The following is a 26004-nucleotide window of genomic DNA, read 5'->3' as shown; positions in this document are numbered from 1 at the left end:
CCGGTGACCAGCCCGAGCCGCGCCGCCGATGCCTTGCCCAAGTCGTGGGATCCGGGCGCGGTCGAGAGCACGATCTACCAGCGGTGGGTGGACGCCGGCTATTTCACGGCGGACCCGACCAGCGCCAAACCCGGGTATTCGATCGTGCTGCCGCCGCCGAACGTGACCGGCGAACTGCACATGGGCCACGCGCTGGACCACACGCTGATGGACGTGCTGACCCGCCGCAAGCGGATGCAGGGCTACGAGGTGCTGTGGCTGCCGGGCATGGACCACGCAGGCATCGCTACGCAGATCGTGGTGGAAAAGCAGCTCGCGGTCGACGGCAAGACTAAAGAGGACTTCGGCCGCGAGTTGTTCATCGACAAGGTGTGGGACTGGAAGCGTGACTCCGGCGGCACCATCGGCGCCCAGATGCGCCGGCTCGGCGACGGCGTGGACTGGAGCCGCGACCGGTTCACCATGGACGATGGCCTGTCCCGCGCGGTGCGCACGATTTTCAAGCGGCTCTACGACGCCGGCCTGATCTACCAGGCCGAGCGGCTGGTGAACTGGTCGCCCGAGCTGGAAACCGCGATCTCCGACCTCGAGGTCCGCTACGAGGACGTCGAGGGTGAGTTGGTGTCGTTCCGTTACGGCTCGGCCGACGGGCCCAACATCGTGGTCGCCACCACCCGGGTCGAAACGATGTTGGGCGACACCGCGATCGCGGTGCATCCCGACGACGAGCGGTACCGCGATCTCGTCGGCGCCACGCTGCCGCACCCGTTCGTCGACCGCCAGCTCGTTGTCGTCGCCGACGAGCACGTCGACCCCGAATTCGGCACGGGAGCAGTCAAAGTTACCCCGGCGCACGACCCCAACGACTTCGAGATCGGCCTGCGCCATGACCTGCCGATGCCCACCATCATGGACAGCAAGGGCCGAATCGCCGGCACCGGAACACGATTCGACGGCATGGACCGCTTCGAGGCCCGGGTCGCCGTCCGAGAAGCGCTGGCAGCACAGGGCCGTGTGGTGGCCGAGAAGCGTCCGTACCTGCACAGCGTCGGACATTCGGAGCGCACCGGCGAGCCGATCGAGCCGCGGCTGTCGCTGCAGTGGTGGGTGCGGGTGGAGTCGCTGGCCAAGGCCGCCGGCGACGCAGTACGCAACGGCGACACCGTGATTCACCCCGCCAGCCTGGAGCCGCGCTTCTTCGGCTGGGTCGACGACATGCACGACTGGTGCATATCCCGGCAACTGTGGTGGGGCCACCGCATCCCGATCTGGCACGGCCCCAACGGTGAGCAGGTGTGCGTGGGCCCCGACGAAACCCCGCCCGAAGGCTGGGAGCAGGATCACGACGTCCTGGACACCTGGTTCTCCTCGGCGCTGTGGCCGTTTTCCACGATGGGCTGGCCCGAGCGCACGCCTGAGCTGGAAAAGTTTTACCCGACAAGCGTTTTGGTCACCGGCTACGACATCCTGTTCTTCTGGGTGGCCCGGATGATGATGTTCGGCACCTTCGTCGGCGACGACGACGCAATCACGCTGGGCGGGCGCCGCGGGCCTCAGGTGCCGTTCACCGACGTGTTCCTGCACGGGCTCATCCGCGACGAGTTCGGTCGCAAGATGAGCAAGTCGAAGGGCAACGGTGTCGACCCGCTGGACTGGGTGGAGAAGTTCGGTGCCGACGCGCTGCGCTTCACCTTGGCCCGCGGCGCCAGCCCCGGCGGGGACCTGTCAATCGGCGAGGACCATGTCCGGGCGTCGCGCAACTTCGGCACCAAGCTGTTCAACGCCACCCGGTTCGCACTGCTCAACGGCGCCGCCGTGGCGCCGCTGCCGGAGGAGCTGACCGACGCCGACCGCTGGATTCTGGGGCGGTTGGAAGAGGTTCGCGCCGAAGTGGATTCGGCGTTCGACCGCTACGAGTTCAGCCGTGCCTGCGAGGCGCTCTACCACTTCACCTGGGACGAGTTCTGCGACTGGTACGTCGAGCTCGCCAAGACGCAACTGGCCGAAGGTCTCATCCACACCAACGCCGTGCTGGCTGCGGTGCTGGACACGCTGCTGCGACTGTTGCACCCGGTGATCCCGTTCCTCAGCGAGGCGCTGTGGCAGGCGTTGACCGGGCAGGAGTCGTTGGTGGTCGCCGACTGGCCCCAGTCGTCGGGCATCGGCCTGGATCCCCTTGCCGCACAACGGATCACCGATATGCAGAAGTTGGTGACCGAGGTCCGGCGGTTCCGCAGCGACCAAGGCCTGGCCGACCGGCAGAAGGTGCCGGCCCGGCTCTCGGGCATCGACGACGCCGACCTGGCCAACCAGGTGGGCGCCGTGACGTCGCTGGCCTGGCTCACCGCGCCGGACCCGCAGTTCAGCCCGTCGGCGTCGCTGGAGATCCGGCTCGGTGGCGGGACCGTGGTCGTCGAACTCGACACCTCGGGCACCATCGACGTCGAAGCCGAACGGCGCCGTCTGGAAAAGGATTTGGCCGCCGCGCAAAAGGAATTGGCCGGCACCAGCGCCAAACTCGACAACAGCGCCTTCTTGGACAAGGCGCCCGCGGCCGTCGTCGACAAGATCCGCGACCGCCAGCGGGTGGCCCGTGAAGAAGTGGACCGGATCACCAGCCGCCTGGCCTCGATGTGACCGAATCACCCACCCCGGACGAGATCGCGTCGCTGCTGCAGGTCGAGCACCTGCTCGATCAGCGTTGGCCGGAAACGAAAATCGAGCCGAGCCTGACCCGGATCAGCGCGCTGATGGACCTGCTCGGCTCGCCGCAGCGCAGCTATCCGTGCGTCCACATCGCCGGCACCAACGGCAAAACCTCGGTGGCGCGCATGGTCGACTCGCTGCTGACGGCGCTGCACCGGCGCACCGGCCGCACCACCAGCCCGCATCTGCAGTCGGCGGTCGAGCGCATCGCCATCGACGGGCAGCCGATCAGTCCCGCGCAGTACGTGGCGACATACCGGGAGATCGAACCGTTCGTGCAGATGATCGACCAGCAGTCGCAGGAGGCCGGCGGCCCGGCGATGAGCAAGTTCGAGGTGCTCACCGCGATGGCGTTCGCCGCGTTCGCCGACGCCCCGATCGACGTCGGCGTCATCGAGGTGGGGCTGGGCGGCCGCTGGGACGCCACCAACGTGATCGACGCACCCGTCGCCGTCATCACCCCGATCAGCGTCGACCACGTCGACTACCTCGGCGCCGACATCGCCGGGATCGCCGGGGAGAAGGCGGGCATCATCACCGGGTCCGACACCGTCGCAGTGATCGGGCAACAGCGGCCGGAAGTGATGGAAGTGCTTCTGGCGCAGTCGGTTCGGGCTGACGCCGCAGTGGCCCGGGAGGATTCGGAGTTCGCGGTGGCCGACCGCCAGATCGCCGTCGGCGGGCAACTTTTGACGTTGCAGGGCCTCGGCGGGGTGTACTCCGACGTCCACCTGCCGCTGCACGGCGAACACCAGGCCCACAACGCGGCGATCGCGCTGGCGGCGGTCGAGGCGTTCTTCGGCGCGGGCAAGGACCGCCAGCTCGACGTCGACTCTGTGCGGGCGGGGTTCGCTGCGGTCACCAGCCCGGGCCGGCTGGAGCGGATGCGCAGCGCCCCGACGGTGTACATCGACGCCGCGCACAACCCGGCCGGGGCCGCGGCGCTGGCCCGAACACTGGCCGACGAGTTCGACTTCCGGTTTTTGGTCGGAGTCATCAGCGTGCTGGCCGACAAGGACGTCGACGGCATTCTCGCCGCGCTGGAGCCGGTGCTGGACCGGATCGTGGTGACCCACAACGGATCACCGCGGGCCCTGGACGTCGAGTCGCTGGCGCTGACCGCAGAGCAGCGGTTCGGCCCGGACCGGGTGCTCACCGCCGTCGACCTGCGCGACGCCATCGACACCGCCACCGCCCTGGTCGACGAGGCCGCCGCGGAAGGCGAAGAGTTCTCCGGAACCGGGATCGTCATCACCGGCTCGGTGGTCACCGCCGGCGCCGCTCGCACGCTGTTCGGCAAGGATCCCGCATGACCGCCCCCGACCCGTGGAAGAGCTTCCGCGGCGTGATGGCCGGCACGCTGATCCTCGAGGCGATCGTGGTGCTGCTGGCCCTGCCGGTCGTCGGCGCGGTCGGCGGCGGGCTGACTCCCGTCGCATTGGGTTATCTGATCGGCTTGGCCGTGCTCCTGGTCCTGCTCGCCGGGGTGCAGGGCCGGTCGTGGGCGATCTGGGCAAACCTCGCGGTGCAGGCGGTGCCGATCGCCGGCTTCTTGGTGTACCCGGGGGTCGGGTTCATCGGGCTGCTGTTCGCCGGGGTGTGGGCGCTGATCGCCTACTTCCGCGCCGAGGTGCTGCGCCGGCAGCGACGCGGCCTGTTGCCCGGCCAACAACCGCCTGCCGAGTGAGCCGCCAGGTACGCTTTCCGCTGATGACTGAGCGGACCCTGCTGTTGATCAAGCCCGACGGCGTGCAACGGCGATTGGTGGGCGAGATCATCGGCCGCATCGAGCGCAAAGGCCTGACGTTCGCCGCCCTGGAATTGCGCAACGTCGCCGACGAGCTGGCCCGCCGGCACTACGCCGAGCACGAGGGCAAGTCGTTTTTCACGCCGCTGCTGGAGTTCATCACGTCGGGGCCCGTGGTGGCGGCCATCGTCGAGGGGCCGCGAGCCGTCGCCGCGCTCCGCCAGCTCGCCGGCGCCACCGACCCGGTGGAGAAGGCCGCGCCGGGCACCATCCGCGGCGACTTCGGCCTGGAGACCCAGTTCAACCTGGTGCACGGCTCCGATTCGGCCGAGTCGGCCGAGCGTGAAATCGCGCTCTGGTTCCCGGAGGCCTAGCGAGCTCGCTGTCGAGCCTGCGCTGATGGCTCCGAACCTGCGCTGAGAGCGTCGTTGGTTCGCGGATTTGAACTCTGAGCGCAGGCTCGACTCCTTCGCCGCAGTCTCGACAGATGTGGGGCGGCAGGCGCTCTTCGCTTCGGCTTGGCGCACTTTTTCCGACACGACGGGACCGTATGGGATACTGGATCACGGGTGAACGTCGCCGGACCGGCTTCCGACGCCCGAATGAAGACTTCGACAAGCGCGACCACCGCTACCCGCGATGCGGCGCCGACTGTCCAGCCATCATTCAGACCGGGCGCCGAGCGAGTTCGACACGAGCCGCTCGGCGCGAGACCAACACAAGCCCGGGAGGAAGTAACCCGGGCACATAGCGAAGCCCTCGCGTGGCCGCGTCTGCAGGACGCGCCCGGGGGCTTGAGGAGATTACGTGATAGACGGTGCCCCATCCTCAGACCTTCCAGAAGACCCGTCCCAGCGCGAGGACCTGCCTGATCGGCTGAGGGTCCACTCGCTGGCCCGAGCGCTGGGCACGACCAGCAGACGGGTGCTCGACGCGCTCACCGAGCTCGACGGCCGGATCCGCAGCGCGCATTCCACCGTGGACCGCGCCGACGCGGTGCGGGTGCGCGATCTGCTGGCCGCCGCGCCGGCCGCCGACGCGCAGGTCGACCAAGGGGCCGAACCCGAGTCGCGGCTAATGCTGGAGACGACGGTCGAGCGCCCCGAGTACATGCCGTTGTTCGTCGCGCCGCAGCCGATCGAGATAGCCGATGACTCCGACGACGCCGACGATTCCGGCTCCGACGACGAATCAGACGAAGGCGACGAGGAGCAGGCCGACCGCCCGGCCGGCCGGCGCCGCCGCCGGGGCCGGCGCGGCCGTGGCCGCGGACGCGGTGAGCAGGGCGGCGCAGACAGCCGCGAGCAGGTCGACGGCGACGACGACGACCAGGATTCCGCCGACGCCGAGGGCGCCGAAGACGACGACAGCGATGACGACACCAACGCGACCGAAACGGCCACCCGCCGCCGGCGGCGACGTCGTCGCCGCAAGTCGGGGTCCGGTGACGACACCGATGACGGCCCGTCGCCCGACGATCCGCCCAACACCGTGGTGCACGAGCGCGCACCGCGCACCGACAAGGACACCGCCGACGACAGCGGCGAGATCCAGGGCATCAACGGCTCGACCCGGCTGGAGGCCAAACGGCAGCGCCGCCGCGACGGGCGGGACGCCGGGCGGCGCCGCCCCCCGGTGCTGAGCGAAGCCGAGTTCCTGGCCCGCCGCGAGGCCGTCGAGCGGGTCATGGTGGTGCGCGACAAAGTGCGCACCGAGCCGCCGCACCCCGGCGCCCGCTACACCCAGATCGCCGTGCTCGAGGACGGCATCGTCGTCGAGCACTTTGTGACGTCCGCTGCCTCCGCGTCGCTGGTCGGCAACATCTACCTGGGCATCGTGCAGAACGTGCTGCCGTCGATGGAGGCGGCGTTCGTCGACATCGGCCGCGGCCGCAACGGCGTGCTCTACGCCGGCGAGGTCAACTGGGAGGCCGCCGGCTTGGGCGGTGCCAACCGCAAGATCGAGCAGGCCCTCAAGCCGGGGGACTACGTCGTCGTCCAGGTCAGCAAGGACCCGGTCGGCCACAAGGGCGCCCGGTTGACCACCCAGGTGTCGCTGGCCGGCCGGTACCTGGTGTACGTGCCGGGCGCGTCGTCGACCGGGATCAGCCGTAAGCTGCCCGACACCGAACGCCAGCGGCTCAAGGAGATCCTGCGCGAGGTGGTGCCGCCCGACGCCGGGGTGATCATCCGCACCGCGTCCGAGGGCGTCAAAGAGGTAGACATCCGCGCCGACGTCAACCGGCTGCAGGAGCGGTGGGCGCAGATCGAGGCCAAGGCCGCCGAAACCAAGGAGAAGGCCGCCGGTGCGGCGGTCGCGCTCTATGAAGAGCCCGACGTGCTGGTCAAGGTCATCCGGGACCTGTTCAACGAGGATTTCGCCGAGCTGATCGTCTCCGGTGAGGAAGCCTGGAACACCATCAACGAGTACGTGAATTCCGTTGCGCCCGACCTGGTTTCGAAGCTGACGAAATACGAGGCGCCCGGCGGTTCGGACGGCCAGGAGGGGCCCGACGTCTTTGCGGTGCACCGCATCGACGAGCAGCTCGCCAAGGCGATGGACCGCAAGGTATGGCTGCCCTCGGGCGGGACGCTGGTGATCGACCGAACCGAGGCGATGACCGTCGTCGACGTCAACACCGGCAAGTTCACCGGGTCGGGCGGCAACCTGGAGCAGACCGTCACCAAGAACAACCTGGAAGCGGCCGAGGAGATCGTGCGTCAGCTGCGGCTACGCGACATCGGCGGCATCGTGGTCATCGACTTCATCGACATGGTGCTGGAGTCCAACCGTGACCTGGTGCTGCGCCGGCTGACCGAGGCGCTGGCCCGCGATCGCACCCGCCATCAGGTGTCCGAAGTGACCTCCCTGGGACTGGTCCAGCTCACCCGCAAGCGGCTGGGCACCGGGCTGATCGAGGCGTTCTCCACGACCTGCCCGCACTGCAGCGGTCGCGGCATCACCCTGCACGCCGACCCGGTCGACTCCACCTTGGCGACCGGTCGCAAGTCCGAAGGCGGCCGCCGGGGCCGACGGTCGAAGAAGGGCAAGGCCGAAGAGGTGCCCGTGGCCAAGGTGCCCGCCCACGCGCCCGGCGAGCACCCGATGTTCAAGGCGATGGCCGCGGCGAACGGCCGCCATGACGGCGACACCGAGGACGCCGAGGCGTCGACACCCGGTGAAGAACCCGACATGCAGGTCGAAGAGGAAGTTGCGCGCGACGTAGAAGAAGACGCCGCCGAAGTGGATCTGGACGACACCGACTTCGACGACACCGAAGAAGACGAGGACGAGGTCGAACTCGACGACGACGAGGACATCGACGATGACCTCGACGACGAAGACGACGAAGACCTCGATCTCGACGACGACCTCGACGTCGAGGACGAGGACTCCGACGAGCCGGAAGACTCCGACTCCGAGGACGAAGACACCGCCGAGCAGCCTGTCGTCACCGCGTCCGCCGAGCGGCCCCGGCGGCGACGCGCCGCGGCCCGGCCGGCCGGCCCGCCGATCCACGAGGATTAGCCGGTTTGATCCTGTAGCCGCTGGTCACGTATCCTTGACCAGTTGTCGCCAGGCTCAGCTAGGCGAACCCTCAGACCCACCGCGCGCAGCCCACGGGTAGCGCGCGCCCGAAGAACCCGAAGCAGAAGGGCAGACGCGATGGCGACCTACGCAATCGTCAAGACCGGCGGCAAGCAGTACAAGGTCGCGGTCGGAGACGTCGTCAAGGTCGAGAAGCTCGACTCCGAGCCCGGCGCCAAGGTGTCGCTGCCGGTCGCACTGGTGGTCGACGGCGCCAACGTCACCACCGACGCCGCGGCGCTGGCCAAGGTGAACGTGACCGGCGAGGTGCTCGAGCACACCAAGGGCCCCAAGATCCGTATCCACAAGTTCAAGAACAAGACCGGCTACCACAAGCGTCAGGGTCACCGTCAGCAGCTGACGGTCCTGAAGGTCACCGGCATCAAGTAGCAGCGGAGGCGACAAGACATGGCACACAAAAAGGGCGCTTCCAGCTCACGCAACGGCCGCGACTCAGCCGCCCAGCGGCTCGGCGTGAAGCGGTTCGGCGGCCAGCTCGTCAAGGCCGGCGAGATCCTGGTCCGCCAGCGCGGCACCCACTTCCACCCGGGCGTCAACGTGGGCCGCGGCGGCGACGACACGCTGTTCGCCAAGGCGGCCGGTTCCGTGCAGTTCGGTGTCAAGCGGGGCCGCAAGACCGTCAGCATCGTCCCAGCGGGCCGCGACTAGCCGCCGCGAGCGTGAAGCTGCCGGCTTCACGCTCGACCAGTAAGAGGATGCCCGATGCCTCGATTTGTCGATCGCGTTGTCATCCACGCGCGGGCGGGCTCCGGCGGTAACGGCTGCGCCTCGGTCCATCGCGAGAAATTCAAGCCGCTCGGCGGCCCGGACGGCGGCAACGGCGGCCGCGGCGGCAGCGTCATCCTGGTCGTCGACCCGCAGGTACACACGCTGCTCGACTTTCACTTCCATCCGCACGTCGTCGCGCCGTCCGGCAAGCAGGGGATGGGCGGCAACCGCGACGGCGCCGCCGGCGCAGACCTGGAAGTCAAGGTGCCCGACGGCACCGTCGTGCTCGACGAACATGGCCGGCTGCTCGCCGATCTGGTCGGCGCCGGCACCCGCTTCCAGGCCGCTGCCGGCGGCCGCGGCGGGCTGGGCAACGCGGCGCTGGCGTCACGGGCCCGCAAGGCGCCGGGCTTCGCGCTGCTCGGCGAAAAAGGGCAAGCCCGCGATCTGACCCTCGAGCTCAAGACCGTCGCCGACGTCGGGCTGATCGGATTTCCGTCGGCCGGGAAATCGTCTCTGGTGTCGGCTATTTCGGCGGCCAAGCCGAAGATCGCCGACTACCCGTTCACCACGCTGGTGCCCAACCTCGGGGTGGTTTCGGCGGGGGAGCGCACCTACACCGTTGCCGACGTGCCCGGGCTGATTCCGGGCGCGTCGGCGGGCCGCGGCCTGGGCTTGGACTTCTTGCGCCACATCGAGCGATGCGCGGTGCTGGTGCATGTAGTGGATTGTGCGACTGCTGATCCCGGCCGCGACCCGGTCTCCGACATCGACGCGCTGGAAGCCGAGTTGGCCGCGTACAAACCCACTCTGCAAGGGGATTCGACGCTGGGCGACCTCGCCGAGCGGCCGCGGGCGGTGGTGCTCAACAAGATCGACGTGCCGGAAGCCCGCGAGTTGGCCGAGTTTGTCCGTGACGACGTCGCCGAGCGCGGCTGGCCGGTGTTCAGCGTGTCGACTGTGGCGCGAGAAGGCTTGCAGCCGTTGATATTCGCGCTGGCCGACATGGTCGACGACTATCACGCCGCACAGCCGGTGCTGGTGCCGCGGCGGCCGGTGATCCGGCCGATCCCCGTCGACGACACCGGTTTCACCGTGGAGCCCGACGGGCACGGCGGCTTCGTGGTGCGCGGCGAGCGGCCCGAGCGCTGGATCGCACAGACCAACTTCGACAACGACGAGGCGGTCGGCTATCTGGGCGATCGACTGGCCCGGCTCGGCGTCGAGGACGAGCTGCTGCGGCTCGGCGCGCAGCCGGGATGCGCAGTCACCATCGGCGACATGACATTCGATTGGGAGCCGCAGACAGCCGCAGGCGTGGATGTCCCGTTGTCGGGCCGCGGCACCGACGCGCGCCTGGAGCGCACCGAGCGCGTCGGCGCCGCCGAACGCAAGGCCGCGCGCCGCCAACGTCGCGAGCACGAAGCATGAGCGCGCGCGACGCCATCCGCACGGCGCGGCGCGTCGTCGTCAAGGTCGGCACCACCGCCCTGACCACGCCCACCGGGATGTTCGACGCCGGCCGGCTGGCCGGGCTGGCCGAGGCCATCGAGGCGCGGATGAAAGCCGGCTCCGACGTCGTGATCGTCTCCTCCGGTGCGATCGCGGCCGGCATCGAGCCGCTCGGATTGTCGCGTCGCCCAACCGATTTGGCGACCAAACAGGCGGCGGCCAGCGTGGGGCAGGTGGCGCTGGTGAACTCCTGGAGCGCCGCGTTCGCGCGCTATCAGCGCACGGTCGGGCAGGTGCTGCTGACCGCACACGACATTTCGATGCGGGTGTCGCACACCAACGCCCAGCGCACCCTGGACCGGCTGCGGGCCCTGCATGCGGTGGCGATCGTCAACGAGAACGACACCGTGGCCACCAACGAGATCCGGTTCGGCGACAACGACCGGCTCTCGGCGCTGGTTGCGCATCTGGTCGGGGCCGACGCGCTGGTGCTGCTCTCCGACATCGACGGGCTCTACGACGCCGACCCGCGCAAGGGGCCGGCGCGGTTCATCGCGGAGGTGTCCGGTCCGGCCGACCTGGACGGTGTGGTCGCGGGGCAGGGCAGCCAACTGGGCACCGGTGGAATGGCGTCGAAGGTGTCGTCGGCGATGCTCGCCGCCGACGCGGGCGTTCCGGTGCTTCTCGCCGCCGCCGCTGACGCCGGCACCGCGCTGGCCGACGCCTCGGTGGGCACGGTGTTCGCCGCCCGGCCCGACCGGATGTCGGCGCGGCGGTTCTGGGTGCGCTACGCCGCGGAATCGGCCGGGTCGCTGACGCTGGACGACGGGGCGGTGCGCGCGGTGCTCCACCAACGGCGCTCGCTGCTGCCGGCGGGGATCACGGCGCTGTCGGGCCACTTCTACGGCGGCGACGTCGTGGAGCTGCGCGGTCCGGACGCGACCACGGTGGCCCGCGGCGTCGTCGCCTACGACGCCGCCGAGCTGGCCACGATGATGGGACGCTCGACGTCCGACCTGCCCGCCGAACTGCGCCGCCCTGCCGTGCACGCCGACGACCTGGTCGCCTTCTAGGCGCTACTTGATCGGCTCCAGATACAGGGCGCCCCAGATGGTTTCGGTTAGCGCCTGCGCCAACTCGGCGTCGTAGTCGGTCGGCGCGCCGGGAAGCTCCTGCTGGCAGGTCCGTTCGACCATCCAGGTCAGCGCTTTGGCGGTGGTGGCCGCCGGCAGCGTGTGCCGGATGGAGCCGTCGCCCTGGCCGTCCTCGATCACTCGGGTGACCCGCTCGGCAATCCGGTCCAGCTGATCGCGGTAAGCCGCGCCGACCAGCGCGTCGTAGCCGGCCATTTCGTTCAACGCGACCAGTAGCGGTTGGTGACGCCGGTACGTGGCGATGATGCCGGTGATCGCGGCCCGGACATCGCCGGGATCGCGCCGCGCCGTCACGCCCCACCAGCGCTCGGCGGCGTCGGCGAGATCACCGAACACCTGCCCGGCGAGTCGGCGCACCAGATCGCCCTTGTCCTCGAAGTACACGTAGAAGCTGGCGCGCGACATACCGGCCTCGGTGGCCAACCGGTCCACGGACAGTTCGGTGAAGCTCGCGCCGTCGCGCATCAGCCGCTCCGTGGCTTCGAGCAACCGGCGCTCGATCTGCTCGCGCCGCTCCTGCCGCTTGACCTGCGGCTTGCGGGTTACCGAGGGCATGGTCAAAGAATAGCTGACACCTTGACTAGACACTATGTCTAGACTTATTGTCGCGTCCATGACGCCCGCCACCGCCCGCGCTTACGACCCCATCGACTTGTCCTCGCGCGCGTTCTGGTCAACGACCGCCGGCGAGCGGGAGCGCTCGTTTGCCGTCCTGCGAGCCGAACGACCGGTCAGCTGGCACCCGCCGGTCGAAGACGCCATGCTGAACGACCCCGCCGACTCCGGTTTTTGGGCGATCACCCGACACGCCGACATCGTCACAGTGAGCCGCACCAACGAGGTGTTCCTGTCCGGCAAAGGCGTGATGTTCGAAAACTATCCCGAAGAATTGCTCGAATCGACGCAATCGTTCCTCGCCATGGACCCGCCCAGGCACACCATGTTGCGCAAACTGGCCACTGCCGCCTTCACGCCACGGCAGGTGAGGCGAATCGAGGACTCGATCAAAGCCAACGCCAAGACCATTGTCGAAGAGCTGAAGTCCGCCGGCAGCGGCGCCGACTTCGTCGAACACTGCGCCAAGGAACTTCCGCTGCGCACGCTGTCGGACATGGTCGGAATTCCGGACTCCGAACGCGAGCGAGTGGCCCACGCCGCCGACGCCCTGGTGTCGACAAACGACCCGGTCTACCTCGACGGCCGCGACCCGATGCAGGTGATGTTCGAAAACGTGATGTATCTGCATCAGGTTGCCGCCACGCTGGCCGCGCAGCGCCGAAACCACCCTGGCGACGACCTTTTCAGCAGCTTGGTCAACGCCGAGGTCGACGGCGATCGGCTGACCGACGCCGACGTGGCAGCCTATTTCGTGCTGCTCGCAGTGGCGGGCAACGACACCACCCGCCAGACCACCAGCCACGCCCTCAAGGCGCTCACCGACTTCCCGGACCAACGCGCATGGCTGCTCGAGGATTTCGACAACCGCATCGGCGCGGCGGTCGAGGAGTTCATTCGCTTTGCGACGCCCGTGATGACCTTCCGCCGCACGGCCGCAACCGATTACGAACTGGGCGGCCAGGCCATCCGCGCCGGCGAGAAAGTGGTGATGTTCTATGCGTCCGGCAACCGGGACGACAGGGTATTCGACCACCCGGACCGGTTCGATTTGAGCCGAGACCCCAACCCGCACGTCGGTTTCGGCGGCGGCGGACAGCATTACTGCCTCGGGACACATGTGGCCCGGGCGCAGCTGCGTGCCATCTTCGGCGAGTTGCTTCGACAGTTGCCCGATATCGAGGCCGGGGATCCGGAATACCTGGCGGGCAACTTCATCCACGGCATCCGCACGATGCCGTGCACCTGGTGATTTCGGCGCGGTTGTGTGCGCTCAGCGACGGTTATCGCGCCGAAATCGCACCAGTACCTCCGAGCAGCCGCCGTCGACCTTGACGGTGGCCAGGTCGTCGCCGCGGGTGGGGCCGCGGTTGATGATCGCGATCGGCATGCCGCGCGCGGCGGCGTGCCGGACAAAGCGGTAGCCGGAGAACACCGTCAGCGACGACCCCGCCACCAGCAGCGCATCAGCGCCGTCGACCAATGAATATGCTTGGGCAACACGGTCTTTGGGCACACTCTCGCCGAAATAGACGATGTCGGGCTTGAGCATGCCCCCGCAGGACGGGCAGTCCGAGTAGCGAAAGGACGAGGTGTCGGCGACGACGGCGTCGGCGTCGGGAGCCACCGCCAGCCCGCCCACCGCCTCTGCCCGCTCGATGAAGCCCGGGTTGAGCGCCTCGAGTTGCCCGGCCAGCTCGGCGCGCGACATCGTCAGCCCACAGTCCAGGCACACCACCTGCGCGTAGCTGCCGTGCAGGTTCACCACCGTCCGGCTGCCGGCCTTGGTGTGCAGCAGGTCGACGTTCTGGGTGATCACTCCGGCCACCACGCCGGCCTCCTCGAGCGCGGCCAGCGCGCGATGCCCGGCGTTGGGCAGCGTGTCGGCCATGTGCCGCCAGCCGAGATGATTGCGGGCCCAATACCGCTGCCGGAACAGCGGATCGGAGGTGAACTGGCGGATCGTCATCGGATTGCTGGGCGGCGAATCCGGCCCACGGTAGTCCGGGATGCCCGAATCGGTGGAGATTCCGGCGCCGGTCAGCACCGCCACCCGGCGACCGGCCAGCACGGCGACCAGCTCGGGGGATTCCACGCAATCGAGCGTAACCACCAGGCGCGAGCGTGCGTGTCGCCGGCCGACACGCCGGGACAATTCGCGGGTTTGCGCACGCTCGCGCACTGGGTTCAGTCGAGACAGTCCGCAGCGGTGGTCAGCTCGGCTTCCATGTTGGCCTCCATCATCTTCAGCGCCGCCGCACCCAGCTCGGCGTCGATGTGGGCGACCGCATCGCGCGGCACCACGACCGGAAAGTGCCGCACATAGGCGTCCAGTGCGCTGTAGAGGATGCACTGCTCGGTGACCTGCCCGGTCAGGACCAGCCGCTTGGTGCCCAGCCGGCCCAGCAGATACGCCAGCGGCGTCGAATAAAACACGCTATGGCGCACCTTGGTCACCTGGCGGCTGCCCTCCGCCGGGACGATCGGCCGCACCAGATCCGGCCGCGCGCCGTCGAGCGCCGAGCGGACGATGTCGGAGAACTCGGCGGTGAAATCGCCGTAATTGTCGTTGACGTACACCAGGTCGACGTCATCGCGCTCGCGTGCCCGGCGGACCAGGTCGGCCAGCTGATCGATGATTTCTTCGACATTGGGTATCAGTAGTTCGGCGTCGGAATGCTGATACCCGTTCAGCATGTCGACGACCAGCACAGCGGTGTCGCTCATGATCAGTTGATACCCGATGGGCAACTATTGACACCGGCCGGGCGACAATGAGGGGACGATGGACTTCTACAACGCCTACAGCCAGGGCTTTATCCGGGTCGCGGCATGCACGCACCACACCACGATCGGCGACCCGGCGGCCAACGCCGCTTCGGTCCTGCGGATGGCCCGGGAATGCCACGACGACGGCGTCGGGCTGGCTGTCTTCCCCGAGTTGGCGTTGTCCGGCTACTCGATCGAGGACATCCTGTTGCAGGACGTCCTGCTCGACGCCGTCGAGGATGCGGTGCTCGACATCGTCGTGGCCTCCACCGATCTGTTGCCGGTGCTGGTGATCGGCGCGCCGCTGCGCTACCGGCACCGCATCTACAACACCGCCGTCGTCATCCACCGGGGCGCGATTCTCGGGGTGGCGCCCAAGTCGTATCTGCCGACCTACCGCGAGTTCTACGAACGCCGCCAGATCGCACCGGGCAACGACGAGCGCGGCACCATCTGGATCGGCGACATGGCTGCTCCGTTCGGGCCCGACTTGCTGTTCACCGCATCGGATGTGCCCGATTTGGTGCTCCACGTCGAAATCTGCGAGGACATGTTCGTTCCGATCCCGCCGAGCGCGGAGGCGGCGCTGGCCGGTGCGACGGTGTTGGCCAACCTGTCCGGCAGCCCGATCACGATCGGCCGCGCCGAAGACCGCTGCCTGCTGGCGCGCTCGGCGTCGGCGCGCTGCCTGGCCGCCTACGTGTATGCCGCCGCCGGCGAAGGGGAGTCGACCACCGATCTGGCCTGGGACGGCCAGACGATGATCTGGGAAAACGGGGTACTGCTGGCCACGTCGGAGCGCTTCCCCAAAGGGGAACGACGCTCGGTGGCCGACGTCGACCTCGAATTGCTGCGCTCCGAGCGGCTTCGGATGGGCACCTTCGACGACAACCGTCGCCACCATCGTGATTTGTCAGCGGCCTTCCGCCGCATCGAATTTCGGCTGGATCCGCCGGGCGGCGACATTGGCTTGCTGCGCGAGGTTCAGCGGTTCCCGTTCGTGCCGTCGGACCCGAACCGGCTGGAACAGGATTGCTACGAGGCCTACAACATCCAGGTCGCCGGGCTCGAGCAGCGGCTGCGAGCCCTGGACTACCCGAAGATCGTCATCGGCATTTCCGGCGGATTGGACTCGACGCATGCGCTGATCGTCGCCGCCCGTGCGATGGACCGCGAAAACCGGCCGCGCAGCGACATTCTCGCGTTCACGCTGCCGGGATTCGCCACCGGTGATCGCACCAAGAAGAACGCGATCAGGCTGTCGCGGGCGCTGGGCGTGACGTTCGAGGAAATCGACATCAGCGACACCGCCAAGCTGATGCTGACCAACATGAATCATCCGTTCGCGCGCGGCGAAGAGGTCTACGACGTGACCTTCGAGAACGTCCAAGCCGGCCTGCGCACCGACTACCTGTTCCGGCTGGCGAATCAGCGGGGCGGCATCGTGCTGGGCACCGGCGATCTGTCCGAGCTGGCGCTGGGCTGGTCCACATACGGTGTCGGCGACCAGATGTCGCACTACAACATCAACGGCGGAGTGCCGAAAACGTTGATCCAGCACCTGATTCGGTGGGTGATCTCGTCGGGGCAGTTCGACGAGGAGGTGTGCGACACCCTGCAGTCGGTGCTCGACACCGAGATCACCCCCGAACTGGTGCCCGCCGGCGAGGACGAGGAGATCCAGAGCAGCGAAGCGAAGGTCGGACCGTATGTGCTGCAAGACTTTTCACTGTTTCAGGTGTTGCGCTTCGGTTTCCGGCCGTCGAAGATCGCATTTTTGGCCTGGCATGCGTGGAGCGACCCGGACCACGGCAGCTGGCCGGCCGGCTTCCCGGAGGACAAGCGGCCGTCGTACTCGCTGAGCGAGATCCGGCACTGGCTGCAGGTTTTCGTGCAGCGGTTCTACTCGTTCAGCCAGTTCAAGCGCTCGGCGCTTCCCAACGGGCCGAAGGTGTCTCACGGCGGCTCGCTGTCGCCGCGCGGGGACTGGCGAGCACCGTCGGATATGTCCGCGCGGGCCTGGCTCGAGGAGATCGAGCGCGACATACCCGAGGAGTGACGGCACCCTCGATTACAAGCGGCCGTCCACCCGCAGATCGGGATGCACCCAATTCGGCGACCGCCGCTCGCTGAATGCGAGGAACCCTTCGACGGCCTCCGGCCCTTCGATGCTGGCCTCCATCCCGATCCGGTCGTAGAGGCCGAGGTAGTTGTCCAGGCTGGCCTTGACAACCCGTCGCGCACCGGGCGCGGTGCGGCACGCTTGGCCGAGAATCTCGCGCGCGGCGTCCATCAATTCGTCATGGGCGACCATCCGCGCGACCATGCCCCACTCGACGGCCTCCGCCGCGGTCAAGATCCGCCCGGTGAACATCAGATCGCGGGTGCGCACCGGCCCGATGATGCGCGCGAGCATCTGGCTGTAATAGGTATCGGCGATGCCGCGGTACAACTCCGGCACGCGAAACGTCGCGCGATCACTCACCACAGCGATATCGCTGCACATCGCGATCTGCAGGCCGCCGCCCTGGCACAGGCCGTTGACCGCAGACACCACCGGCTTGGCCGACTTGCGCAGCGTGTCGAACGGCGTCACATCGAGCGACAGCGCCGAGCCCCACTGCATCCAGTTGTCGTCGCCACTGTCTGGCGGCGACCCGTCCCCCTCGCCGCTCCGCGGCTGGGGGCGCCCCCAGCGCCCGGCTTCGCCGCGCTGGCGATCGCCGCGGCCACCACCCAAGTCGCCGCCCGGCGCGAACACGTCACCGCTGCCGGTGATGATCAGCCCCGCGAGGTCGGCGTCGGCGTTGACCCGGCTGACGGCGTAGCGGATGCCGAAATACATGGCCGGCGTCATGGCGTTACGCGCTTCCGGCCGGTCCAGTGTGACGATCGCGAATGGGCCTTCGCGGGTGAATTTCAGGAACTTGGTGCCCAACCAATCACCGTCGGGCGGGTGTGGGCCGCTGTCTGCGCTCGGCATCAGAGGACGATAACTCAGTCGCCGGCAACGGCGTCGTCGATGGCCTCGCTCAGTGGAGCGCAGTAGCCGGCACCGGGGACCAGTGTCGCCAGCGCGCCGGCCGCGCAGGCCCGCCGCAACGCGTAGTCGCGACCGGTCAGCCATCCGGCAGCCAGCACGCCGGCGAAGACATCGCCGGCGCCGGCAGTGTCGACCGCCTCCACCGCCGGCGCCGCAACCGTGAAGTCACCGTCGGCGCCGGTGTAGGTTGCACCGGCGGCGCCGCGGGTGATCACCCGGTGTTGCACCGGCCAAACCCAGTCCTCGGCTTCGGTTTCGTTGACGATCAACACGTCGGTGAGCTCGGCCAGCTCATGCGGGTCGCGGCCCGCGGGCGAGGCGTTGACCATCACGACCGCGCCGGCTGCGCGTGCTTGGCGGGCCGCCGCCGCGGCTGTGGCAACCGGAATCTCCAACTGCACCAACAACACATCGCACTCGGCGATGATCGCGCGGACCGCGGCCGAGTCGATCGTCACGTCGCCGTTGGCACCCGGCGCGACGACAATGGCGTTCTCTCCGGCGGCATCCACCATCACGACCGCCGTCCCGCTCGGACCGGGAACGCTGATCAGTCCTTCGGTGCCAACTCCGTTCGCGGCCAGGTGTGCACGCAGCCGCTCTGCCGCTGTGTCCTCGCCCACCGCACCGACGAACTGCACCTGTGCACCCGCGCGAGCCGCGGCCACCGCCTGATTGGCGCCCTTGCCGCCGGGCGTGGTGCGAACCGATGTCGCCAGCACTGTTTCACCTGGGCGCGGCAACACCTCGACGTCGAACACGCTGTCCATATTCACGCTGCCCACCACGCATAGCGCCGCCACCCCGCCGACGTTAGTCGCGGTGTTTGCGGCAAACGTCACTGTATCTGGAGCGACGGGGTTAGTCTGCTGCGTGACCTGCGATTCCTGCGGCGCCAGCGAAAGGAAGCCGATTGACGCCGGAGCAGCCACAGCAGCCGGAAGTCGAAACCGCCCCGGCTGTTAAGAGCGGGCGCCAGCTTTCCCGGTTCAGCATCCAGTCCAAGCTGATGGTGATGTTGCTTGCGTGCAGCATCCTCTCGGTGGCGGTGATCGGCGTAATCGTCTACTACACCGGCGGCCATGCGATGCGCACCGCGGCGATCGATCGGCTCGTCGAGCTGCGCGAGTCGCAAAAGCGGGCGGTGGAAGCGCTTTTCGCCGACCTAGGGGATGCGCTGATCGTGAACAGCCGGGGCAATTCCGCGGTTGAGGCGATGGCTGCGTTCACCGCCGCTTTCGACCAACTGGCCAACGCGACCATCAATCCGGCCCAGCAGCAGGCGATCGTCAATTACTACAATCGTAAACTGATCGAGCCGATCAACCGGATGACCGGCGACCAGCTGGATATCAACGCAGTCCTGCCGACCTCCAACGCGCAGAAGTACCTTCAGGCGAACTACACAGCACCAGACGCATTCGACGGCGACTCGAAACGGGTTGTCGACGCCGGCGACGGCAGCGCGTGGTCGGCCGCGAATGCCCGATTCGACAACCACTTCCAGGAGATCGTCAGCCACTTCGAATACCGGGATGCGCTGCTGTTGGACGCCCGCGGCAACGTCGTCTACACCGCGATGAAGGGGCCCGACCTGGGCACCAACATCCTGACCGGCCCCTATCGGGAATCAAAACTGCGAGCTGCTTACCAACGGGCGGTGGGATCCAATTCCGTGGACTTCGTGTGGATCACGGACTTCCAGCCGTATCAGCCGCAATTGAACAGACCCACCGCATGGTTGGTGTCGCCGGTCGGCACCGACGGCAGGATCGACGGGGTCCTGGCGCTGCCATTGCCGAGCTCGAAGATCAACCGGATCATGACCGCCGACAAGCATTGGGGATCCTCCGGAATGGGGACCACCACCGAGACCTACCTTGTTGGGCCGGACGGACTGATGCGGTCCGACTCGCGACTGTTTCTGGAAGATCCGAAGCAATTCGAACGTGAGGCGGTGGGCTCCGGTGCTCCGCCGGACGCGGTGAAGAGGGCGATCCAGCTGGGTACCACCACGCTGATACAGCCGGCCGAGACCGCGGGATGGCGTGCCGCGCAACGTGGTCAGACCGGGACGCTGACCACCACCGACTACTTGGGCAATCGGGAACTGGAGGCGTATGCCCCGCTGAATGTACCGAATTCCGAACTGCGCTGGTCAATCGTGGCGACACGGGATACCGCGGAAGCCTTAGCGCGGGTAGCCGCATTCACCAAAACGCTGGTGCTAGCGACTGCCTTGATCATTTTCGTCATCTGTATCGCGGCAATGGTGCTGGCCCAAATCTTGGTGCGGCCGATCCGTCGGCTCGAGGCCGGCACTCAGCGCATCAGCGGTGGCGACTACGACGTTAATATCCCTGTGACGTCGCGTGACGAGATCGGTGATCTGACAGCGGCTTTCAACGACATGAGCAGGAGCCTGGCGGTCAAAGAGCAGCTGCTTGCCGAGCAGCGCGGAGAGAACGACCGCCTGCTGCTGTCGTTGATGCCCGAATCGGTGGTGCACCGCTATCGCCAGGGCGACGAGACCATCGCCGAGGAGCATCAAGACGTCAGCGTCATGTTCGCCCACATCCCCGGATTCGACGAACTGTCATGTGATATCTCCGGTGACGAGCTGGTCGGAATCGTCGACGATCTCGTACGCCAATTCGACTCGGCAGCCGAAACACTTGGCGTGGAACGCATTCGCACGCTGCACAACGGTTACCTGGCCAGCTGCGGGGTGACGACGCCGCGACTGGACAACGTGCACCGCACCGTCGAGTTCGCCCTGGAGATGCGACACATCATCGGCCGATTCAACAGCCAAACCGGCCACGATCTCTCCCTGCGAGCCGGCATCAACGCTGGCAAGGTGGTCAGCGGGCTGGTAGGCCGATCGAGCCTGACGTACGACGTGTGGGGCACCGCGGCCAGCATTGCTTACCAGTTGCACATGGGCTCATCGCAGCCCGGAATCTACGTCACGTCTGCGGTGCACGAGCTGATCCGCGACACATGGCAGTTCGCACCGGCCGGCACGATCGTGGTTGGCGGATCCGAAGAGCCCATCTGGCGACTGTCGGAGCGAGAATGAAGCTGTTCGATTCGTGGTTCTACTGGGCCGCCGGTGTCGCGGTCGGATTGCCCGTCGGACTCATCCTTTTGACCGAATGGCACCACGCTCTGGTCCGCCGGCGCAGCTACCTGGCCAGGCCGGTCTTCCTGCTGCGTCAATACCTGCTGCCGTTGGGCGCCCTGCTGCTGCTTCTCGTGAATGCAGCCCAGGTCCCGTTTCACGACACGTGGGTGCGCGTGCTGGCGACGGTCTTCGCCTTCGTGGTGTTGGTCTTGCTGCTGTCCGGGCTCAACGCCACGATCTTCCAGGGCGCTCCGGAGGGGTCCTGGCGCAAGCGAGTCCCCGCCATCTTTTTGGACGCCGCCCGGTTCTTGCTGATCGCCGTCGGCCTGGCGGTGGTGTTCTCCTACGTCTGGGGAGCCCGCATCGGGGGTTTGTTCGCGGCCCTGGGTGTGACGTCGGTCGTCATCGGCCTGATGTTGCAGAACTCCGTCGGCCAGATCGTGTCGGGTCTGTTCATGCTGCTCGAGCAGCCGTTCCGGATCGGCGACTGGCTGGACACCGCCGCCGCGCAAGGCCGCGTCGTGGAAGTGAACTGGCGGGCCGTCCATATCGAGACCGGCCACGGCTTACAGATCACGCCGAACTCGGTGCTGGCCGGCACGTCGTTTACCAATCACAGTCGCCAGCACGGCGGACACAAGCTGGCGATGACCACCAAGTTCTCCACTGCCGACCCGCCCGACCGGGTCTGTGCGGTGTTGTCGAAGACCGCCGAGGGCCTGCCACAGCTCAAGCCGGGCTTCAGGGTCACGTCGATCCCGCTTGGCGGCGCCGAGTACCAGACCACCATCGCGACGAAATCGCCGGGCGACGATGGAGCAGCGCAGGCGACCTTCCTGCGCTGGATCTGGTACGCCGCCCGGCGGGCAGGGCTTCACCTCGACGGCGCCGCCGACGACTTCTCGACGACCGCGCGAGTGGACAAGGCGATGCGAACCGTGGTGGCCGCGGCGCTGCGGCTGAGCCCCACCGATCATCAGACGCTCGCCGCGCACGCGAGAATCGTGCGATACGGCGCCGACGAAGTCATGCAGCGCGTCGGTGAGGTGCCCACCGCAATGACCTTCCTGATCCAAGGCCGCGTTCAGATCACCGCGACGGCCGACGACGGTTCGACGGTCTTGACCAACACGCTGGACGAGGGGTCCTTCTTGGGACTGACCGCGCTCACCCGCCAGCCCAACCTCGCCGGCGCGTATGCGTTGCAGGAGGTGACCGCGTTGGAGATCGACCGCGAACACCTCGAACAACTCGTGATGCGCAAACCGCTACTGCTGCAGGACCTGGGCCGCATCCTCGACGAGCGGCGCAGCGGAGTGCGCCGAGCGGTCGCCCGTTGACGCCCGATACCCTGGGTTGATGAGTGTGCACGCACCGCCGCGCTTCGACCTGCGCCAAGAGGTGCACGACGCCGCGCGCCGGGCCCGGGTCGCCGCTCGGGTGCTGGCCACGCTGCCGACGGTCGCCAAGGATCACGCGTTGCGCGCCGCCGCCGATGCGGTGGTGGCCCACGTCGACCAGATCCTCGGGGCCAACGCGGACGACCTGAACGCCGCCCGGGCCGCCGGCACGCCGGAGGCCATGCTGGACCGGCTCGCGTTGAACCCGCAGCGCATCGACGGCATCGCCGACGGGTTGCGCCAGGTCGCCGGTCTGCCCGACCCGGTCGGGGAAGTCTTGCGCGGCTACACGCTGCCCAACGGGCTGCAGCTGCGTCAGCAGCGGGTGCCGCTGGGTGTGGTCGGGATGGTCTACGAGGGCAGGCCCAACGTCACCGTCGACGCCTTCGGTTTGGCGCTCAAATCCGGCAACGCCGCACTGCTGCGTGGTAGCTCGTCGGCCGCCAAATCCAACGCCGCGCTGGTCGATGTGCTCCGCGGTGCGCTGCGTGCCGAGGATCTGCCGGCCGACGCGGTCCAGCTGCTCTCGGCCGAGGACCGCTCGACGGTCACCCATCTGATCCAGGCCCGCGGGCTGGTCGACGTGGTGATCCCGCGCGGGGGAGCCGGCCTGATCGACGCCGTGGTGCGCGACGCGCAAGTGCCGACCATCGAGACCGGTGTGGGCAACTGTCACGTCTACGTCGACGGGGCCGCCGACCTCGACGTCGCCGAAAAGGTGCTGCTGAACTCCAAGACGCGCCGGCCCAGCGTGTGCAACGCGGCCGAGACGTTGCTGGTCGACACGGCGATTGCCGGGCAGGCGCTGCCCCGGCTGGTCGGGGCGTTGCAGGACGCGGGTGTCACGGTGCACCTCGACGCCTCCGACGACGAGCTGCGGCGCGAGTTCCTCTCGATGGATATCGCGGTGGCGGTGGTCGACGGCGTCGACGCCGCGATCGAGCACATCAACGAATACGGCACCGGCCACACCGAGTCGATCGTGACCACGAATATGGCTGCGGCGCAACGTTTTACCGAGCGGGTCGACTCCGCTGCGGTGATGGTGAACGCGTCGACGGCGTTCACCGACGGTGAGCAGTTCGGTTTCGGCGCCGAGATCGGCATCTCCACGCAGAAGCTGCACGCCCGCGGCCCGATGGGGCTGCCGGAACTGACCTCGACCAAGTGGATCGTCTGGGGAGACGGCCACACCCGCGTTCCCTAGGAGAATCCCAGTGACCGTTCCCGCCCGGCCCGTCCCTCTTTTCGCCGACATCGACGACGTCGGCCGGCGGCTGGCCGAAACCGGCTACCTGCCCGACACCGCCACCGCGACGGCGGTCTTCCTGGCCGACCGGCTGGGCAAGCCGCTGCTGGTCGAAGGTCCGGCCGGGGTCGGCAAGACCGAGCTGGCCCGCGCCGTCGCGCAGGCCACCGGATCGGGGCTGGTCCGCCTGCAGTGCTACGAGGGCGTCGACGAGGCCCGCGCTCTGTATGAGTGGAACCACGCCAAGCAGATCCTGCGCATCCAGGCCGGCTCCGGTGACTGGGATCAAACCAAGACCGACGTGTTCAGCGAGGAGTTTTTGCTGTCCCGGCCGCTGCTGACCGCGATCCGGCGCACCGAGCCCACGGTGCTGCTGGTCGACGAGACCGACAAGGCCGACATCGAGATCGAAGGCCTGCTGCTGGAGGTTTTGAGCGACTTCGCGGTGACGGTCCCCGAGCTGGGCACCATCACCGCCGAGCGAGCACCGTTCGTGGTGCTGACCTCCAACGCCACCCGCGAGCTGTCCGAGGCGCTCAAGCGTCGCTGCCTGTTTTTGCACATCGACTTTCCCAGCCCCGAGCTCGAGCGCCGCATCCTGTTGTCCCGGGTTCCCGAGCTGCCCGCGCACATCGCCGACGAGCTGGTGCGCATCATCGGGGTGCTGCGCGGCATGCAACTCAAAAAGCTGCCGTCGGTGGCGGAGACCATCGACTGGGGCCGGACCGTTCTGGCGCTGGGCCTGGACACCATCGACGACGCGACGATCGCGGCCACGCTGGGCGTCGTGCTCAAACACCAATCCGACCAGCAACGTGCGTCGGGAGAGCTCAGGCTCAACTGATGGCCGTCCGCCGCGTTCGTCCCAGCCAGCCGCTGGCCCCGCACGGGCTGCCCGGTCATCTAGTGGAGTTCGTGGAAGCCCTACGCGGGCAAGGCATTTCGGTTGGACCGTCGGAGACGGTGGACGCCGGGCGGGTAATGGCGGTGCTCGGGTTGGGCGACCGGGAGGTGCTGCGTGAGGGCATTGCCTGCGCGGTGCTGCGTCGCCCCGACCACCGCGAGACGTACGACGCGATGTTCGACCTGTGGTGGCCGGCGGCGTTGGGCGCAAGGGCGGTCGTTGGTGAGGAAGAGGCCACCGAGCCGGATCTGCAGTTGCCGGCCGACGACATCGAGGCGATGCGCCAGATGCTGGTGGATCTGCTGACCGAGAACGCCGACCTGGCCGACATGGACGAGCGGCTGGTCGCGATGATCGCCCAAATCGTGGAGGCATACGGCAAATACAGCTCCAGCCGCGGCCCGTCGTACTCGTCGTATCAGGCGCTCAAGGCGATGGCACTGGACCAGCTGGAGGGACGGCTACTGGCTGGCTTGTTGGCACCCTACGGCGACGAACCGACGCCGACGCAGGAGGAGATTGCCAAAGCGCTTGCCGCGCAGAAGATCACCCAGCTGCGCAGGATGGTCGACGCGGAGACCAAGCGGCGCACCGCCGAGCAGCTCGGCCGCGACCACGTTCAGATGTACGGCATCCCACAGCTTTCCGAGAACGTCGAGTTCCTGCGGGCTTCCGGTGACCAGCTGCGTCAGATGCGCCGGGTGGTGGCGCCGCTGGCTCGTACTTTGGCCACCCGGTTGGCGGCCCGACGTCGCCGCGCCCGCGCCGGTGCGATCGACCTGCGCAAGACGCTGCGCCGCTCGATGTCGACCGGCGGCGTGCCGATCGACTTGGTGCTGCGCAAGCCGCGCCCCGCTCGCCCCGAGCTGGTGGTGCTGTGCGACGTTTCGGGGTCGGTGGCCGGGTTCAGCCACTTCACGCTGCTGCTGGTACATGCGCTGCGCCAACAGTTTTCGCGCGTGCGTGTCTTCGCGTTCATCGACACCACCGACGAGGTGACGCACCTGTTCGGGCCCGACGCCGACCTGGCGGTGGCCATTCAGCGGATCACCCGGGAGGCCGGGGTGTACACCCGCGACGGGCATTCGGATTACGGCAACGCGTTCGTGTCGTTCACCGACCAGTTCCACAACGTGCTCTCGCCGCGCAGTTCGCTGCTGGTGCTTGGCGATGGCCGCACCAACTACCGTGACCCGGCCACCGACGTGCTGTCGCACATGGTGACCGCGAGCCGCCATGCGCATTGGCTCAACCCCGAGCCCAAACATCTATGGGGCAGTGGCGATTCGGCGGTGCCGCGCTACCAAGAGGTGATCACGATGCACGAATGCCGGTCGGCCAAGCAGCTGGCCGCGGTGATCGACCAACTGTTGCCCGTTTGACCCCCCTTCTGCCGCGAGCGTGCGTGTCCCCGGTCGACACGCCGTGCAAATGCCCGGGTTTACGCTCAGTGTCAGGGTGATGGTGCTGCGTTGCGGTGTGTCAGCGTGACAGGGCCGCTTCGTGGTGGTTGGTTCCGGA

The 26004-nt window shown here is 67.9% G+C and carries 21 protein-coding genes; 16 read left to right on the top strand and 5 right to left on the bottom strand.

The window, feature by feature from the left end; genetic code table 11:
- Nucleotides 1-3: 3 nt before the first annotated feature.
- From AWC14_RS09285 to proB, 9 genes are all read left to right on the top strand, one after another.
- Nucleotides 4-2637: a valine--tRNA ligase gene (locus AWC14_RS09285; RefSeq protein ID WP_045374516.1), complete on the top strand. Its 2634-nt coding sequence runs from the start codon at nucleotides 4-6 to the stop codon at nucleotides 2635-2637.
- Nucleotides 2634-4019, top strand: a complete 1386-nt coding sequence (gene folC, locus AWC14_RS09280) for a bifunctional tetrahydrofolate synthase/dihydrofolate synthase (protein WP_045374519.1) — start codon at nucleotides 2634-2636, stop codon at nucleotides 4017-4019. Before AWC14_RS09285 ends, folC begins: the two co-directional genes overlap by 4 nt.
- Nucleotides 4016-4393 (top strand): DUF4233 domain-containing protein, encoded by a 378-nt coding sequence (locus AWC14_RS09275; protein WP_045374522.1) that lies wholly within the window; start codon nucleotides 4016-4018, stop codon nucleotides 4391-4393. The genes folC and AWC14_RS09275 overlap by 4 nt, the downstream gene beginning before the upstream one ends.
- Nucleotides 4394-4416: 23 nt before the next feature.
- On the top strand, nucleotides 4417-4827 hold the full coding sequence (gene ndk / locus AWC14_RS09270; protein WP_045374585.1) for a nucleoside-diphosphate kinase: 411 nt from the start codon (nucleotides 4417-4419) through the stop codon (nucleotides 4825-4827).
- Nucleotides 4828-5260: 433 nt separating this feature from the next.
- Nucleotides 5261-7981, top strand: a complete 2721-nt coding sequence (gene rne, locus AWC14_RS09265) for a ribonuclease E (protein ID WP_045374532.1) — start codon at nucleotides 5261-5263, stop codon at nucleotides 7979-7981.
- Nucleotides 7982-8119: 138 nt separating this feature from the next.
- Nucleotides 8120-8431 carry a 50S ribosomal protein L21 gene (gene rplU / locus AWC14_RS09260; RefSeq protein ID WP_045374535.1) on the top strand — a complete coding sequence of 104 codons (312 nt, stop codon included), beginning with the start codon at nucleotides 8120-8122 and terminating at the stop codon, nucleotides 8429-8431.
- A gap of 18 nt (nucleotides 8432-8449) precedes the next feature.
- Nucleotides 8450-8710 carry a 50S ribosomal protein L27 gene (rpmA, locus tag AWC14_RS09255; protein ID WP_045374538.1) on the top strand — a complete coding sequence of 87 codons (261 nt, stop codon included), beginning with the start codon at nucleotides 8450-8452 and terminating at the stop codon, nucleotides 8708-8710.
- Between the two features lie 54 nt (nucleotides 8711-8764).
- Entirely contained in the window at nucleotides 8765-10201 is a 1437-nt protein-coding gene (gene obgE / locus AWC14_RS09250) for a GTPase ObgE (RefSeq protein WP_045374541.1), read from the top strand.
- On the top strand, nucleotides 10198-11295 hold the full coding sequence (proB, locus tag AWC14_RS09245) for a glutamate 5-kinase (RefSeq protein ID WP_045374544.1): 1098 nt from the start codon (nucleotides 10198-10200) through the stop codon (nucleotides 11293-11295). The genes obgE and proB overlap by 4 nt, the downstream gene beginning before the upstream one ends.
- A 3-nt stretch (nucleotides 11296-11298) precedes the next feature.
- Here the strand turns inward: proB and AWC14_RS09240 are convergent, their stop codons facing one another.
- Entirely contained in the window at nucleotides 11299-11931 is a 633-nt protein-coding gene (locus AWC14_RS09240; protein ID WP_045374547.1) for a TetR/AcrR family transcriptional regulator, read from the bottom strand.
- Between the two features lie 58 nt (nucleotides 11932-11989).
- Here AWC14_RS09240 and AWC14_RS09235 point away from each other — a divergent pair, with 58 nt between their 5' ends.
- Nucleotides 11990-13243: a cytochrome P450 gene (locus tag AWC14_RS09235; protein WP_235215820.1), complete on the top strand. Its 1254-nt coding sequence runs from the start codon at nucleotides 11990-11992 to the stop codon at nucleotides 13241-13243.
- A gap of 21 nt (nucleotides 13244-13264) precedes the next feature.
- Here AWC14_RS09235 and AWC14_RS09230 read toward each other — a convergent pair whose 3' ends face one another.
- Both AWC14_RS09230 and AWC14_RS09225 read right to left on the bottom strand, forming a co-directional pair.
- The gene (locus AWC14_RS09230; protein ID WP_045374553.1) at nucleotides 13265-14086 is read right to left on the bottom strand and encodes an NAD-dependent protein deacetylase; all 822 of its coding nucleotides are present in this window, start codon (nucleotides 14084-14086) and stop codon (nucleotides 13265-13267) included.
- 92 nt (nucleotides 14087-14178) lie between these two features.
- Complete coding sequence (locus tag AWC14_RS09225; RefSeq protein ID WP_045374588.1) at nucleotides 14179-14718, bottom strand: cysteine hydrolase family protein; 540 nt, start codon at nucleotides 14716-14718, stop codon at nucleotides 14179-14181.
- A 58-nt stretch (nucleotides 14719-14776) separates the two neighbouring features.
- Here AWC14_RS09225 and AWC14_RS09220 point away from each other — a divergent pair, with 58 nt between their 5' ends.
- Nucleotides 14777-16819 carry an NAD(+) synthase gene (locus AWC14_RS09220; RefSeq protein WP_045374556.1) on the top strand — a complete coding sequence of 681 codons (2043 nt, stop codon included), beginning with the start codon at nucleotides 14777-14779 and terminating at the stop codon, nucleotides 16817-16819.
- Nucleotides 16820-16831: 12 nt separating this feature from the next.
- On the opposite strand, the gene AWC14_RS09215 is transcribed toward AWC14_RS09220, so the two are convergent.
- Both AWC14_RS09215 and AWC14_RS09210 read right to left on the bottom strand, forming a co-directional pair.
- Nucleotides 16832-17743 carry an enoyl-CoA hydratase/isomerase family protein gene (locus AWC14_RS09215; RefSeq protein WP_045374559.1) on the bottom strand — a complete coding sequence of 304 codons (912 nt, stop codon included), beginning with the start codon at nucleotides 17741-17743 and terminating at the stop codon, nucleotides 16832-16834.
- A gap of 14 nt (nucleotides 17744-17757) precedes the next feature.
- On the bottom strand, nucleotides 17758-18606 hold the full coding sequence (locus AWC14_RS09210; RefSeq protein ID WP_142281635.1) for a ribokinase: 849 nt from the start codon (nucleotides 18604-18606) through the stop codon (nucleotides 17758-17760).
- Nucleotides 18607-18812: 206 nt separating this feature from the next.
- Between AWC14_RS09210 and AWC14_RS09205 the strand changes: the two genes are divergently transcribed.
- Genes AWC14_RS09205 through AWC14_RS09185 form a run of 5 tightly spaced genes read left to right on the top strand, consistent with a single transcriptional unit; the run spans nucleotide 18813 to nucleotide 25865 of the window.
- Entirely contained in the window at nucleotides 18813-20885 is a 2073-nt protein-coding gene (locus AWC14_RS09205) for an adenylate/guanylate cyclase domain-containing protein (RefSeq protein WP_081967988.1), read from the top strand.
- Nucleotides 20882-22270, top strand: coding sequence for a mechanosensitive ion channel domain-containing protein (locus AWC14_RS09200; protein WP_045374565.1), 1389 nt, complete (start codon nucleotides 20882-20884; stop codon nucleotides 22268-22270). Before AWC14_RS09205 ends, AWC14_RS09200 begins: the two co-directional genes overlap by 4 nt.
- Before the next feature lie 19 nt (nucleotides 22271-22289).
- Nucleotides 22290-23537: a glutamate-5-semialdehyde dehydrogenase gene (locus AWC14_RS09195; RefSeq protein WP_045374568.1), complete on the top strand. Its 1248-nt coding sequence runs from the start codon at nucleotides 22290-22292 to the stop codon at nucleotides 23535-23537.
- Between the two features lie 10 nt (nucleotides 23538-23547).
- Nucleotides 23548-24423 (top strand): AAA family ATPase, encoded by an 876-nt coding sequence (locus tag AWC14_RS09190; RefSeq protein ID WP_045374571.1) that lies wholly within the window; start codon nucleotides 23548-23550, stop codon nucleotides 24421-24423.
- A complete protein-coding gene (locus AWC14_RS09185) occupies nucleotides 24423-25865 on the top strand; it encodes a vWA domain-containing protein (RefSeq protein WP_045374574.1) in 1443 nt (480 codons plus the stop codon). The genes AWC14_RS09190 and AWC14_RS09185 overlap by 1 nt, the downstream gene beginning before the upstream one ends.
- Nucleotides 25866-26004 lie beyond the last annotated feature (139 nt).

Origin of the sequence: Mycobacterium kyorinense, from assembly GCF_002101735.1 — a bacterium.
Lineage (GTDB): Bacteria > Actinomycetota > Actinomycetes > Mycobacteriales > Mycobacteriaceae > Mycobacterium > Mycobacterium kyorinense.
This window is presented reverse-complemented; position numbering and strand designations above follow the sequence as displayed.